This is a genomic window from Isoptericola sp. NPDC056134 (assembly GCF_042264825.1).
GTDB classification, from domain to species: domain Bacteria; phylum Actinomycetota; class Actinomycetes; order Actinomycetales; family Cellulomonadaceae; genus Isoptericola; species Isoptericola nanjingensis.
This window is the reverse complement of the sequence record NZ_JBHJVM010000002.1, coordinates 1-13,153: the sequence shown is the minus strand read 5'-3', so window position 1 is coordinate 13,153 and position 13,153 is coordinate 1. Positions and strand designations below refer to the sequence as shown.

Genomic DNA, 13,153 nt, shown 5'->3' with positions numbered 1-13,153 from the left:
ATCGGTGCCCACGCCGAGAACCGCAGGCGACAAAGCCGCAGGAGTCGTTACCGAAGCGGTATCGACGCCCCCGGTCACCGGGGCATCCCGCAACACGCCGGTCACTTTCCGGCGTCTCACGGCTGCAGCGCGAAACGTCCCAGCAATCGGGCGCCGACGGCGATCGCCCGCTCGTCCACGACGAGGTCGCCCTGGTGGATGTCGTAGCGCCGCTCCCCCGGGGTCCCGGTGCCGAGGCGCGCCATCGCGCCCGGCACCTTGGTGAGGTACCAGGCGAAGTCCTCGCCGCCGAGCGACTGCTCGGTGAGCACGACGCCCTCGGGGCCGAGCACCGCGGTCCCCGCCGCCTCGAGCGCGCCCGTCACGGCCGCGTCGTTGTCCACGGGCGGGACGCCGCGCGCGTGCCGCACGGTCACGTCCACCTCGTACGGCGCCACGACCTGCTCCACCGCGTCGTGCAGCACCTGCCCGGCACGCTCCCACGCGCGCACGTCGAGGCAGCGCAGCGTGCCGGCGACCGTGCCGGTCGCCGGGATCGCGTTGTGCACGTTGCCCGCGTGCACGGCGCCCCACGTGAGGTTCACGCCCGAGCGCGGGTCCAGCCGGCGGCCCAGCACGGCGGGCACCTGCGTGATGACCTGACCCAGGGCGTACACGACGTCGCCCGTGAGGTGCGGGCGGGAGGTGTGCCCGCCCGAGGACGACAGGGTGACCGTCACGCTGTCGGAGGCCGAGGTGATCGGCCCGATGCGGGTGCCGACCTGCCCGACGTCCAGCTTGGGCTCGCAGTGCACCGCCGCGATGCGGTCGACGCCGTCGAGCGCGCCCTGGGCGACGACGTCGTGCGCGCCGCCGGGCATGATCTCCTCGGCCGGCTGGAACACGAGCCGGACGCCGCGCTCGAGCAGGCCCTCGGAGTGCAGCGCGGCGAGCGCCAGGCCGGCGCCCAGCACCACGGTGGTGTGCACGTCGTGCCCGCAGGCGTGCGCCACGCCCGGCACCACCGAGCGGAACGGCAGGCCGCACGAGTCGTCGAGGGGCAGCGCGTCGATGTCCGCGCGCAGCGCCACCCGGCCCAGGCCGTCGGGCGACCGGTCGGGGCCGACGTCGCAGACCAGGCCGGTGCCCTCGAGCAGCCTCGGGGCGAGGCCGGCGGCGCGCAGCCGGTCGGCCACGAGCGCCGTGGTGCGGACCTCCTGCCGGCCGAGCTCGGGGTGCGCGTGCACGTCGCGCCGGATCGCCACCAGCTCGTCCTCGAGCGCTGTGACGATCTCGTCCAGCCGCGCCCCGGCCTCGCGGGCGCTCACAGGACGTCCTCGCGGCCGTGGGTACGCATCGCGTCGACCATGTCCTTGACCTGCTGCGCGCGGGCGCGGGTGGTCACGAGGAGCGCGTCCGGGGTGTCGACCACGACGACGTCGTCGATGCCGAGCAGCGCGACCACCCGGTCGCCGCCGGGCACGACGACCGAGCCGGCCGACTGGACCCGCACGACGTCGGCCGGGTCGCCCAGCACCTTGGAGCCGCCCTCGTCGTCCGACGGCAGGAGCGCGGCGAGCGAGTTGAAGTCGCCGACGTCGTCCCACCCGAACGTGCCGGGCACGACGGCGACGCCGCCCTCGGCCGCGACGGGCTCCGCGACGGCGTGGTCGATCGCGATCTTCTCGAGGCCGGGCCACACCCGGGCGACCACGGCCGCACGGTCGGGCGTGTCCCAGGCGGCGGCGATCTCCCGCAGCCCGTCGTGCAGGGCGGGGCGGTGCGTCGCGAGGTGGCCCAGGAGCACGGAGCTGCGGGCCACGAAGATGCCGGCGTTCCAGCGGTACTCGCCGGACGCCACGTACTCGCGGGCCGTCGCGGCGTCGGGCTTCTCCGTGAAGCCGCGCACGTGCAGGGCGCTCGGCGCGCCCTCGACGCCGAGCGGCTCACCGCTCCGCACGTAGCCGAACGCCACGGACGGGCGCGAGGCGGCGATGCCGATGGTCGCGACGTAGCCGGCGCGCGCGGCCGCGACCGCCTCCCGCACCGCGGCGTCGAACGACGCCGCGCCGGACACCACCTGGTCCGCGGCGAACGAGCCCACGACGACGTCGCCGTGCCGTCGCTCCAGCACGGCCGCGGCCAGCCCGATGGCCGCCATCGAGTCGCGCGGGGAGGGCTCGGCGAGCACGGCGTCCTCGGCCAGCTCGGGCAGCTGCTCGCGCGCGGCCGCGACGTGCGGCTCACCGGTGACGAGCACGACCCCGCCGCCGGCGAGCGGACGCAGCCGGTCGACCGTGCCCTGCAGCAGCGTGCGGCCCGCGCCGGTGAGGTCGTGCAGGAACTTCGGCGCGCCCGCGCGGGAGAGCGGCCACAGCCGGGTGCCGGCGCCCCCGGCGGGGATCACGGCGTAGAACCCGGGGACCGGTGAACGGGAGGGGTGCGCCGCAGTGCTCATCCCCGCAGCATAAGCGTGCTGACGACGCGGCCGTCGGCGACGTCAACCCTGTGGAATAGGTCACGAAAGGCACCGGACCGTCCCGGTTTGCCGGACCTCGTGTGCCGTGAGACGACCGGATGTCACTACAGTGACCGTGAACGGAATCCACACAGAATCCGCCAACGGAGGCTCCCCCCGTGCCTACAGCACCTGCTGGCACGCTCTACCGCGGCCGTGAAGGCATGTGGTCCTGGGTCGCGCATCGCGTGACCGGCGTGCTCATCTTCTTCTTCCTCCTCGTGCACATCCTGGACACGGCTCTCGTCCGGGTGTCGCCCGAGGCCTACAACGCCGTCATCGGGACGTACCAGACGCCGATCATGGGACTCGGGGAGGCCGGCCTCGTCGCCGCGATCGTCTTCCACGCGTTCAACGGCATCCGCGTGATCCTCGTCGACTTCTGGGCCAAGGGTCCGAAGTACCAGAGGACGATGCTCTGGGTCGTCGTCGGCCTGTTCGTCGTGACCATGGCCGGCTTCCTGCCGCGGCACCTGATGAACGTCTTCGGAGGTGGGCACTGATGGCCTCGACCCAGACCCCGTCCGCCATCGCGGCCCCGCGGTCCCCCTACGCCCGCCGCAGGACGACCCGCGGCAACTACGAGCTGTACAGCTGGGTCTTCATGCGGGCGTCCGGCGTCGTGCTGGTCGTGCTGATCTTCGGCCACCTCTTCGTCAACCTCATGGTGGGCGAGGGCGTGCACGCGATCGACTTCGCCTTCGTCGGCGGCAAGTGGTCCAGCCCCTTCTGGCAGGTCTGGGACCTGCTGATGCTGTGGCTCGCGATGATCCACGGGACCAACGGCGTGCGGACGATCATCAACGACTACGCCCAGAAGGACTCCACCCGCGGCGTGCTCAAGGTGCTGCTGTACCTGGCGTTCACGATCGTGGTCGTGCTCGGCACCCTCGTGATCTTCACGTTCAACCCCTGCCCGCCGGGCGCCCCGGCCGAGCTCCTGCCGTCGATCTGCTTCTCGAACTAAGGACAGGCACACCCCGATGCAGACACATCAGTACGACGTCGTCATCGTCGGCGCAGGCGGCGCCGGCATGCGCGCGGCGCTCGAGGCCTCCGGCGAGGCCCGCACCGCGGTGATCTCGAAGCTCTACCCCACCCGCTCCCACACCGGTGCCGCCCAGGGCGGCATGGCGGCGGCCCTCGCGAACGTCGAGGAGGACAACTGGGAGTGGCACACGTTCGACACCGTCAAGGGCGGTGACTACCTGGTCGACCAGGACGCGGCGGAGATCCTCGCGAAGGAGGCCATCGACTCGGTCCTCGACCTGGAGAAGATGGGCCTGCCGTTCAACCGCACGCCCGAGGGCCGCATCGACCAGCGCCGGTTCGGCGGGCACACCCGCGAGCACGGCCAGGCGGCCGTGCGCCGCGCCTGCTACGCCGCGGACCGCACCGGCCACATGATCCTGCAGACGCTGTACCAGAACTGCGTGAAGCAGAACGTCGAGTTCTACAACGAGTTCTACGTGCTGGACCTGCTCACGGACCACGACCTCACCACCGAGCAGATCGAGGACGGTGCCGAGGTCAACGCGACCGGCGTCGTCGCCTACGACCTGGCCAGCGGCGAGATCCACGTGTTCCAGGCGAAGGCGATCATCTTCGCCACCGGCGGCGCGGGCAAGATCTTCAAGACGACGTCGAACGCGCACACCCTCACGGGCGACGGCATGGCGCTGGCGTACCGCCGCGGCCTGCCGCTGGAGGACATGGAGTTCTTCCAGTTCCACCCGACGGGCCTCGCGGGCCTCGGGATCCTCCTGTCGGAGGCGGCGCGCGGCGAGGGCGGCATCCTGCGCAACTCCGACGGCGAGCGCTTCATGGAGCGCTACGCCCCCACCATCAAGGACCTCGCACCGCGCGACATCGTCGCCCGCTCGATGGCCAACGAGGTGCGCGAGGGCCGCGGCGCCGGCCCGAACAAGGACTACGTGCTGCTCGACCTGACGCACCTGGAGCCCGCGCACATCGACGCCAAGCTCCCGGACATCACCGAGTTCGCCCGCACGTACCTCGGCATCGAGCCGTACACCGAGCCCGTGCCCGTCTACCCGACGGCGCACTACGCGATGGGCGGCGTGCCGACCAACATCCAGGGCGAGGTGCTGCGCGACAGCCACAACGTCGTCAAGGGCCTCTACGCGGCCGGCGAGGTCGCGTGCGTGTCCGTGCACGGCTCGAACCGCCTCGGCACCAACTCGCTGCTCGACATCAACGTCTTCGGCAAGCGCGCCGGCCGCTCCGCCGCCGCGTACGCGAAGACGGCGGGCCCGCACCGGGAGCTCCCGGAGAACCCGACCGCCCGCGTCGAGGCGCAGCTCGCCGAGATGCGCGACCGCCCCGACGGCGAGCGCGTCGCGGACGTCCGCAAGGCGCTGCAGGAGACCATGGACGCGAACGCCCAGGTGTTCCGCACCGGCGACTCCCTCAACGAGGCGCTGGCGGAGATCCGGGAGCTGCAGAAGCGGTACCGGAACGTCTCCGTCCAGGACAAGGGCAAGCTGTTCAACACGGACCTGCTCGAGGCGATCGAGCTCGGCTTCCTGCTGGACATCGCCGAGGTGACCGTCGTCGCCGCCCTCAACCGCAAGGAGTCGCGCGGCGGGCACTACCGGGAGGACTACCCGGACCGCGACGACGCCAACTACATGCTGCACACGATGGCGTACCGCCGTCCGACGTCGGCTCCCGACGCCGGCGACGGCCACGTCCCGGGCTACTTCGACCACGTCGAGGACTTCGGGGACTACAAGGTCGTCCTGGGGTCCAAGCCCGTCATCCAGACCCGGTACGAGCCCATGGAGCGGAAGTACTGATGACTGCTGTACTCGAGAACCCCGCCACCGAGCCGAAGGCCGGTGCCGTCCCCAGCTTCGAGGTCACGCTCCGCATCCGGCGGTACAACCCCGAGTCGGAGCACGGCGAGGAGTCGACCTGGGACGACTTCACGGTCCAGGTGCACGGCACGGACCGCGTCCTCGACGCGCTGCACATGATCAAGTGGGAGCAGGACGGGTCGCTGACCTTCCGCCGCTCCTGCGCGCACGGGGTCTGCGGCTCCGACGCCATGCGGATCAACGGCCGCAACCGGCTCGCCTGCAAGACGCTCCTCAAGGACGTCAACCCGGACAAGCCGATCACGGTCGAGCCCATCAAGGGCCTGCCCGTGGTCAAGGACCTCGTCGTGGACATGGAGCCGTTCTTCGCCTCCTACCGCGAGATCATGCCTTTCCTCATCACCTCGGGGAACGAGCCGACGCGCGAGCGCCTGCAGTCCGCCGAGGACCGCGAGCGCTTCGACGACACCACCAAGTGCATCCTGTGCGCCGCGTGCACGTCGTCCTGCCCCGTGTTCTGGACCGACGGCCAGTACTTCGGCCCGGCCGCGATCGTCAACGCGCACCGGTTCATCTTCGACAGCCGCGACGAGGGCGCCACGCAGCGCCTGGAGATCCTCAACGACAAGGAGGGCGTGTGGCGCTGCCGCACGACCTTCAACTGCACCGAGGCCTGCCCGCGCGGCATCGAGGTCACCAAGGCGATCCAGGAGGTCAAGCGCGCGATGATCACGCGCGCGTTCTGACCCCCGGCCCGTTCCTCTGGCCGACCCGGCGGACGCTGGACATCCGCAGGGCGTAGGAGCCCCGTCGTACCCCGCGGACGACGGGGCTCCACGGCTTTCCGGAGCCCTGCCCCCGGCGCACCACGCGCTCGATCTCCGCGGCGTCGCGGCGCGCGGCGACCTCCGCCTCGGCGTAGGCGATCTCGTCCAGCCGGGGCGGGTCGTACACCCAGGCGCACATCAGCAGCAGCACCCGGGCCACGAAGTTCACGAGCACCAGCACCGTCACCAGGCCGGCGAACGCCGCCAGCAGCGCGTTGCGCGACGCGCCCGCGGCCACCACGGACGTGCCCAGCCAGCGCAGCGCGCCGGCAACCACGCCCGCCGCGAGGCAGCCGAGCACGAAGTCGCGCCGCTTCCGGGGCCGGACCCGCGCGACCACGCGGACGATGAGGTAGACGAGGAGCGCGTCGAGGAGGATCCCCACGGCGGCCGTCCCGATCGCGGTGAGCTGGGCGACGAGGAAGTTGCTGCCGAACAGGTCCTCGACCCGCCGGCTCACGGTCTGCGAGACGATGCTCGCGGCCGCGGACGCGACGACCATCCCGCCGAGGATGACGAAGCCGAGCAGCTCCCAGATCTTCGACAGCACCGGGCTGACGCCGACGACGGGCTGGTCGAACATCGACCGCACGGAGATGCGCAGGGCGCGCATGAACCCGATCGCCGTCCAGAGGAACACGACCGCGGCGATGACGGTCGCCGGGTTGATGACGGAGGGCAGCAGCAGGTCCGTGGGGTCGAGGATGCCGTCGCTGTCACCGGTGTCGATGAGCCCGGGCAGCCAGGTGTTGATCTGCTCGAACACCGCGTCCTGGAGCTCGGGCCGGTCGGCGAGCGTGCGTGAGAACACCGTGAAGCCGATCGTCAGCGCCGCGAAGAGCGAGAAGATCGCGGTGTAGGCGATGCCGCCGCACAGGAGGGCGCCGCGACGGTCGACGTACCAGTACCACGACCGCACCGGCCGCAGGCTCTTGAACCACTGGTACGCGACGAGGGACCGGCTCTTCGCCTGTTCGAGTCGGTCGTTCACACCGCGACCCTAGGGAGCGGGGTGCTCCCCCGCGAGCCGGAACGAACGTTGCGGTCGCCACACGCCGTCGTCGCCGTGCTCGTACTGCCAGAGCCGGTCCACTTCGAAGACGCCGTCGAAGTCAGCCATCTCGACGAAGGCGCGGTCCAGGTCGGCCTCGGCGACCTCGTGCGCGACGGTGACGTGCGGGTGGTAGTTGAACCGCAGCTCCTGGGCCAGCACGCCCGAGCGGGCGGCGGTCTCGAGCTGCTCGCACTCCGCGATGCCCTCGGCGAGGGCCACGAACACCACCGGCGAGATCGGGCGGAAGGTGCCGGCCCCGCGCAGGTGCACCCGGAACGGGGCGGTCTCCGACGCGACCTTCTCGAGGTGCTCGACCACCGCGTCCAGCACGGACTCGTCGACGACCGTGGGGCCGATCACCGTGATGTGCGGCGGGATGGCGTGGGCCAGCGGGTCGCCGAGCGAGGCACGGGCCTCCTGGAGCCGCGAGCCGAACGGCTCGGGCACCGCGATGGCGACGCCGATCCGCACCTGGGCCGGGCCGCGGTCGGGGAGGTTCACCGGGCGCCCCGGGGCAGCAGGCCGAACCGGTCGTAGACGCGGTCGAGCACCGGGCGCGCGATGTCCCGCGCGCGCTCGGCGCCGTCGGCGAGCACCTTGTCGAGCTGCGCCGGGTCGGACAGGTAGGTCTGCGCCCGCGCCTGGAACGGCTCGAGGAACGCGACGACGGCGTCGGCGAGGTCCACCTTCAGGTAGCCGTAGCCGCGGCCGTCGTACTCGGCGGCGATCTCGTCGACGCCGCGGCCGGTGACGGCCGAGAAGATCGTGAGCAGGTTCGAGATCCCCGGCTTGGCTGCGGGGTCGTAGCGCACCCCGTACGTCTCGTCGGCGTCCGTGACGGCCGACTTGATGGCCTTGACGGCCTTCTTCGGGTCCTCGAGCAGCCAGACGACACCCTTGCCGCCCGCGTTCGACTTGCTCATCTTCGCCGTCGGCTCCTGGAGGTCCTGGATCTTCGCCACGGCCTTGACGATGTGCGCCTCGGGGACGACGGCGGTGCCCTCGCCGAAGCGCGCGTTCAGCCGCTCGGCCAGGTCGCGGGTGAGCTCGAGGTGCTGGCGCTGGTCCTCGCCGACCGGCACGAGCGCCGTGTCGTACAGGAGGATGTCCGCGGCCATCAGCACGGGGTAGGTGAACAGGCCCACCGTGGTGCCCTCGGAGCCCTGCTTCGCGGACTTGTCCTTGAACTGGGTCATGCGCCCGGCCTCGCCGAAGCCGGTCTGGCAGGACAGGAGCCACGCCAGCTCCGCGTGCTCGGCCACGTGCGACTGCACGAACAGGATCGATCGCTCGGGGTCGATGCCGCCGGCCAGGTACTGGGCGGCGGTGCGGCGGGTGCGCTCACGCAGCGCCGCCGGGTCCGGGTTCACCGTCAGGGCGTGGAGGTCGACGACGCAGTACAGCGCCTCGTGGCCGTCCTGGAGCGCCACCCACTGGGCGAGCGCGCCCAGGTAGTTCCCGAGGTGCAGCGACCCGTCGGTCGGCTGCATGCCGGAGAAGATGCGGGGCAGTCCCGGCGCGGACGCTCCGCGCTGGAGGGACGGTGAGGTGGCGACGTCGGACATGCCGTCCATTGTGGCAGGTCGGCCGGACCGCTCGGAAACCCGTCCGCCCCGGCCCGACGGGCTACGTGGCCTCGTCGTCGAACGGGGCGGGCACGGCGGCGCGGCGCTCGTCGGAGGAGCTGGTGGCGGCGGCGGTCGCGGTGCCGCCCGCCGCCGCTGCGGCGCGGGGCGCGGGGGCCGGACCGTCGTCGTCGTCGTCCATGAGCGCGTCGCGCACGATGCGACGGGGGTCGTACTGGCGCGGGTCGAGCTTGGACCAGTCGACGTCCTTGAACTCCGGCCCCAGCTCGGTGTCCACACGCGCCTTGGTGTCCTGCAGCAGGCGCTTGCCGCGCTTCACGAGCGAGGCCAGCTGGGCGGCATACCCGGGGAGGCGCTCGGGCCCGATGAGCAGGACGGCGAGCACCACGATGATGATGAGCTCACCGCCGTTGATGTCGAACACGCGGACAGCCTATTCGCTCTCGCGCTCCTGCAGCACCACCCGGACGTCGCGCTCCTCGCCGTCGGTGCGCACGCGCAGCGTCACCGCGTCCCCGGGCTGGCGGGCGCGGATCGCCACGATGAGGGCGTCGCTCACGGTCACGGGCCGGCCGTCGATCTCCAGGATGACGTCGCCGGGGCGGATGCCGGCCCGGTCGGCCGGGCCGTCGGGGGTGACGGCCGGCTGGCCCTGCTGGGGCCCGGACGAGACCTGCACCCCCTCTCCGGTGTACGTGGTGTCGAGTAGCGCCCCGATCACCGGGTACGTCGCGTGGCCCGACTCGATGAGCTGCTCGGCGGTGTGCCGCGCCTGGGACGCGGGGATCGCGAAGCCGAGGCCGATGCTGCCGGTGGCGGACATCGCGCCCGGCGGCTGCGCGATCGCCGAGTTGATCCCGACCACCTCGCCGCCCGAGTCGATCAGCGGGCCGCCCGAGTTGCCCGGGTTGATCGCCGCGTCGGTCTGGATGGCGTCGATGAACGCCGTCGCCGCGCCTCCCCCGGTCTCGTCCCCCGCCTGCACCGGCCGGTGCAGGGCGCTGACGATGCCGGTCGTCACCGTGGAGTCCAGGCCCAGCGGGGCGCCGACGGCGAGCACGGGGTCGCCGACCACCACGGCGTCGGAGTCCCCGAGGACCAGCGGCTCCAGGCCGTCGGCGTCCACCTTCACCACGGCCAGGTCGTAGTCCGCAGTGCGGCCCACCACCTCGGCGTCGCGCTTGCGGCCGTCGGCGAAGACCACGACCGCCGAGCCCCCCGCGGCCGCCGCAGGGGCGACCACGTGGTTGTTCGTGAGGATGTACCCGTCCTCGCGCAGCACGAAGCCCGACCCACTGGACGCCCCGTTCGCGCCCTGCACCTGGATCGAGACGACGCTCGGCAGCACGTCGGCGGCGAGCGCCGCGACGGAGCCGTCCGGTCGGTCCGCGCCGGCGGACGCCCCGGCGGCCGTGCCCTCGTCCGCGTCCTGCCCGCCCGACGTCGGCAGCGCCGCGTCCGCGGGCCTCCCGTCGTCCAGGGCGTCCGACACGCGGTCCCCCGCGAAGCCGCCGACGGCACCCGCGACGAGGGCCAGCACCACGACCGCCGCCGCCCCCGGGCGGCGACGGCGCGCCGGCCGCGCGGGAGGCGCCGTCTCCGGCGCCGCCGCGGTCGGCGGCTCGATGTCGGCCGGTGCCGGCACCGCCGACACCGTGGCAGGGAACAGGGTCGCCGCCGACGGCGGCACGTACGGGTCGGGCTCCGGCGCGCGGGCCGGAGGCTCGGGCGGCGCGAACAGGTCGTCGGCGGGGCGGGACGGTTCGGTCATCGGCGCCAGACGGCTCCTGTCATCGCTCCGGACATCGCGTCGGACATGGCGCCGGACATCGCGCCGGTCATGATGGTCCAGCCGCGGGAGATCTCGCGCAGGACGCCCGCGTCGTCCCCTTCGGCGGAGCCCGGGAACGCCGCCACGATCTCGGCGAGCGCGTCGGCGTCGACGTCGGTCGCCACGTCGACGACGGTGTCCCCTGACTGCCAGGCCACGTGCCACGGATCGGCGGAGAGCACCCGCACGTCGTGGCCGCGGACGGCGAGCCCGCCCGCCGACCCGTCGGCGGCCCCGTCGGTGGTGCCGGCGACGGCCGTGCCCAGGTCCGCGAGCCGACCCTGCCGCAGGCACGCGACGGCGCTGCCGTCCGGCCCGGACAGGTCCAGCTCGACGGCCGCCGCGTCCGAGCCGCCGGCGCCGGCGCAGCCGTCCGTACGCAGCGCGGTCACGGCGTACCCCTCGGGCAGCGCGGCGGGCGCGGACCAGCCGTGGTCGGCCAGCCAGGTGAGTGCGTCGGCGGTGGCCGCGCGGCCGGCCGCCACGTCGTGCCCGCCCGGCTCGGCGTCCGCCAGCAGCGTCAGCGCCGCGACCCGCGACGGGTCCGGGGTCACCACGGGGGCCTGCCCCAGCACGAACAGCGCGACGCCGAGCACGCCGACGCCGCCCGCCCCCGCGGCGACCACCCGCCGGGTCCGGTGCCGCCGTCGGGAACCCAGGTCGCCCGACAGGGACGGCTCCCACGCCCGGGGACGCTCCCAGTCCGCGGACCGGCCGCGGTCGCGCAGCGGGTCGCCGGTCGTCGACGGGATGGACGCCGACAGCGCGAGCAGGCGGTTCGTGAGCTCCGGGTCGGGCGCGACGTCGCAGGCTGCCGCGAGCGCGCGGTGCGCGGCCCGGGCCGCGTCGAGCTCGGTCGCGCACCGGGGGCAGCCCGCGACGTGCGCGAGCGCGCGCTCGGTCGCCGCGGCGTCGAGCTGGCCGTCGGCCAGGTCGCTCACCCAGGCCCCGAGGTGCCCGGACCCGGCGTACCCCGTCACGACGCCGCCCCGCCGTTCGCGTCCCGCGCGGTCACCTCCGCGCGCCGGTGCTCCAGCGCGTCGCGGAGCTGCGCACGGGCGCGGTGGATGCGGGAGCGGACCGTGCCGAGCTTGATGCCCAGGGTGACGGCGATCTCCTCGTAGCTGAGGCCCTCGATGTCGCACAGGACGACCGCGGCGCGGTACTCGGGGCGCAGCGCGTCGAGCGCGGCCTGCACGTCGTGGTCCAGGTTCGCGTGCTCGAACCCGCGCTCGGGGCGACCGTGGTCCTCGGGGGCCGCGACGCGGGCGGCGTCGTCACCCATCGCCTCCATGCGGATGCGCTTCTTGCGCCGCACCTGGTCGAGGAACAGGTTCGTCGTGATGCGGTGCAGCCACCCCTCGAACGTGCCCGGGGTGTAGCTGGAGAGCGACCGGAACACGCGCAGGAACGTCTCCTGGGTGAGGTCCTCGGCGTCCTGCCGGTTGCCGCTCAGCCGGTACGCGAGCCGGTACACGCGCGCCGAGTGCTCGCGCACGATCTCGTCCCACGTCGGGGGCGTCCATGCCGGCGCTGACGCGGCGTCCTCGGGCGCGCCGAAGGTCGCCTCGGCGGGGGCCTCGGGCACGTCCTGCACGGGAGCGGGGTCGGTCGTCATCATCACCATCGTCCCACGGCAACGTCCGGGCGCGCCGCGGCGTTCCCGCGTACGATCACCGCAGCATCACCCGCGCCGGCCGTCCGCCGGCGACCCCGCCGTGGAGGACCGCCATCACCACCGACGTCGACGCCCGCAGCGGTCGCACCGCAGCCTGGGCCTACAGCGAGTCCTTCGTCCCCGAGGACGAGGTGCTGCTCCGTGCCCGCGAGCGCGCGGCGGAGCTCGGCTGCGGGGCCGTCTCCCCCGGCACGGGGGCGCTGCTGCAGGTCGTGGCCGCGGCGCTCGGCGCGCGGGCCGTCGTGGAGGTCGGCACGGGCACCGGCGTCGCCGCCCTCTGGCTCCTGCGCGGCATGCCCGCCGACGGCGTGCTCACGACCATCGACGCCGAGCTCGAGCACCAGCGCGCCGCGAAGCGGGCCTTCGCCGAGGCCGGGGTCGCGCCGGGGCGCACCCGGGCCATCCCCGGCCGGCCCGCCGACGTCCTGCCCCGGCTCACCGACGGCGCGTACGACCTCGTGCTCGTCGGGGCGGAGCCGCACTCCTATCCCGAGTACGTCGAGGCCGGTCTGCGGCTGCTGCGCCCTGGCGGCGTCCTCGCCGTCGACGGCGCGCTCCACGGCGGGCGCGTGCCCGATCCTGCGCGGCGCGACGAGGTGACCACCGTGGTGCGCGACGTCGGGCGCGCGCTGCGCTCCGACGACCGGGTGCTGTCCGCCCTGGCCCCGTCGGGGGACGGACTGCTCCTCGCCGTACGGCAGTGAGACACCGCGGGGGGGGGGGGGGAGCCTCGCCCCGCGCCCCCCCCCCCCCCCCCCCCCCCCCCTCCCCCCCCCCCCCCCCCCCCCCCTCCCTCCCCCCCCCCCCCCCCCCCCCCTTCTCTCCTCTCCCCCCCCCCAA

General features: G+C 73.6%; 14 protein-coding genes. 5 read left to right on the top strand and 9 right to left on the bottom strand.

Translation table 11 applies throughout. The features are described 5' to 3' along the window. Nucleotides 1-116: 116 nt before the first annotated feature. The gene (locus tag ACFCZN_RS02365) at nucleotides 117-1,307 is read right to left on the bottom strand and encodes an amidohydrolase (RefSeq protein WP_429762503.1); all 1,191 of its coding nucleotides are present in this window, start codon (nucleotides 1,305-1,307) and stop codon (nucleotides 117-119) included. Continuing rightward, entirely contained in the window at nucleotides 1,304-2,437 is a 1,134-nt protein-coding gene (locus tag ACFCZN_RS02360; protein WP_430555693.1) for a mannose-1-phosphate guanylyltransferase, read from the bottom strand. Before ACFCZN_RS02360 ends, ACFCZN_RS02365 begins: the two co-directional genes overlap by 4 nt. A gap of 179 nt (nucleotides 2,438-2,616) precedes the next feature. Here ACFCZN_RS02360 and sdhC point away from each other — a divergent pair, with 179 nt between their 5' ends. From sdhC to ACFCZN_RS02340, 4 genes are read left to right on the top strand one after another with little or no spacing between them, the layout of a single operon-like run. Next, nucleotides 2,617-3,000 (top strand): succinate dehydrogenase, cytochrome b556 subunit, encoded by a 384-nt coding sequence (gene sdhC / locus ACFCZN_RS02355; RefSeq protein WP_429762505.1) that lies wholly within the window; start codon nucleotides 2,617-2,619, stop codon nucleotides 2,998-3,000. Further along, nucleotides 3,000-3,464, top strand: a complete 465-nt coding sequence (locus ACFCZN_RS02350) for a succinate dehydrogenase hydrophobic membrane anchor subunit (protein ID WP_429762506.1) — start codon at nucleotides 3,000-3,002, stop codon at nucleotides 3,462-3,464. The genes sdhC and ACFCZN_RS02350 overlap by 1 nt, the downstream gene beginning before the upstream one ends. 16 nt (nucleotides 3,465-3,480) lie before the next feature. Then, nucleotides 3,481-5,316, top strand: a complete 1,836-nt coding sequence (gene sdhA, locus ACFCZN_RS02345; protein WP_429762507.1) for a succinate dehydrogenase flavoprotein subunit — start codon at nucleotides 3,481-3,483, stop codon at nucleotides 5,314-5,316. Then, entirely contained in the window at nucleotides 5,316-6,083 is a 768-nt protein-coding gene (locus tag ACFCZN_RS02340) for a succinate dehydrogenase iron-sulfur subunit (RefSeq protein WP_429762508.1), read from the top strand. Before sdhA ends, ACFCZN_RS02340 begins: the two co-directional genes overlap by 1 nt. Here ACFCZN_RS02340 and ACFCZN_RS02335 read toward each other — a convergent pair. The 7 genes from ACFCZN_RS02335 to sigE all read right to left on the bottom strand — a co-directional run bounded on the left by ACFCZN_RS02335 (nucleotide 6,067) and on the right by sigE (nucleotide 12,253). After that, the gene (locus tag ACFCZN_RS02335; protein WP_430555692.1) at nucleotides 6,067-7,155 is read right to left on the bottom strand and encodes a YihY/virulence factor BrkB family protein; all 1,089 of its coding nucleotides are present in this window, start codon (nucleotides 7,153-7,155) and stop codon (nucleotides 6,067-6,069) included. The two genes, ACFCZN_RS02340 and ACFCZN_RS02335, sit on opposite strands and share 17 nt — an antisense overlap. Before the next feature lie 9 nt (nucleotides 7,156-7,164). After that, a complete protein-coding gene (locus ACFCZN_RS02330) occupies nucleotides 7,165-7,719 on the bottom strand; it encodes a 2'-5' RNA ligase family protein (protein ID WP_429762510.1) in 555 nt (184 codons plus the stop codon). Continuing rightward, nucleotides 7,716-8,783 carry a tryptophan--tRNA ligase gene (gene trpS, locus ACFCZN_RS02325; RefSeq protein ID WP_429762511.1) on the bottom strand — a complete coding sequence of 356 codons (1,068 nt, stop codon included), beginning with the start codon at nucleotides 8,781-8,783 and terminating at the stop codon, nucleotides 7,716-7,718. Before trpS ends, ACFCZN_RS02330 begins: the two co-directional genes overlap by 4 nt. A gap of 61 nt (nucleotides 8,784-8,844) precedes the next feature. After that, nucleotides 8,845-9,228, bottom strand: coding sequence for a Sec-independent protein translocase TatB (locus tag ACFCZN_RS02320; RefSeq protein WP_429762512.1), 384 nt, complete (start codon nucleotides 9,226-9,228; stop codon nucleotides 8,845-8,847). 9 nt (nucleotides 9,229-9,237) lie between these two features. Next, entirely contained in the window at nucleotides 9,238-10,575 is a 1,338-nt protein-coding gene (locus ACFCZN_RS02315; RefSeq protein WP_430555691.1) for a S1C family serine protease, read from the bottom strand. After that, entirely contained in the window at nucleotides 10,572-11,615 is a 1,044-nt protein-coding gene (locus ACFCZN_RS02310; protein WP_430555690.1) for a zf-HC2 domain-containing protein, read from the bottom strand. The genes ACFCZN_RS02315 and ACFCZN_RS02310 overlap by 4 nt, the downstream gene beginning before the upstream one ends. Beyond that, the gene (gene sigE, locus ACFCZN_RS02305) at nucleotides 11,612-12,253 is read right to left on the bottom strand and encodes an RNA polymerase sigma factor SigE (protein WP_429762516.1); all 642 of its coding nucleotides are present in this window, start codon (nucleotides 12,251-12,253) and stop codon (nucleotides 11,612-11,614) included. The genes ACFCZN_RS02310 and sigE overlap by 4 nt, the downstream gene beginning before the upstream one ends. Before the next feature lie 191 nt (nucleotides 12,254-12,444). Between sigE and ACFCZN_RS02300 the strand changes: the two genes are divergently transcribed. Further along, nucleotides 12,445-13,017, top strand: a complete 573-nt coding sequence (locus tag ACFCZN_RS02300) for an O-methyltransferase (protein ID WP_429762517.1) — start codon at nucleotides 12,445-12,447, stop codon at nucleotides 13,015-13,017. Nucleotides 13,018-13,153: the final 136 nt, after the last annotated feature.

Excerpts from the sequence above, each read along its gene's own strand:
- ACFCZN_RS02315 (WP_430555691.1), bottom strand. The coding sequence starts at position 10,575 with ATGACCGAACCGTCCCGCCCCGCCGACGACCTGTTCGCGCCGCCCGAG.
- ACFCZN_RS02350 (WP_429762506.1), top strand. The coding sequence starts at position 3,000 with ATGGCCTCGACCCAGACCCCGTCCGCCATCGCGGCCCCGCGGTCCCCC.
- trpS (WP_429762511.1), bottom strand. The coding sequence starts at position 8,783 with ATGTCCGACGTCGCCACCTCACCGTCCCTCCAGCGCGGAGCGTCCGCG.
- ACFCZN_RS02340 (WP_429762508.1), top strand. The coding sequence starts at position 5,316 with ATGACTGCTGTACTCGAGAACCCCGCCACCGAGCCGAAGGCCGGTGCC.
- sigE (WP_429762516.1), bottom strand. The coding sequence starts at position 12,253 with ATGACGACCGACCCCGCTCCCGTGCAGGACGTGCCCGAGGCCCCCGCC.
- ACFCZN_RS02360 (WP_430555693.1), bottom strand. The coding sequence starts at position 2,437 with ATGAGCACTGCGGCGCACCCCTCCCGTTCACCGGTCCCCGGGTTCTAC.
- sdhA (WP_429762507.1), top strand. The coding sequence starts at position 3,481 with ATGCAGACACATCAGTACGACGTCGTCATCGTCGGCGCAGGCGGCGCC.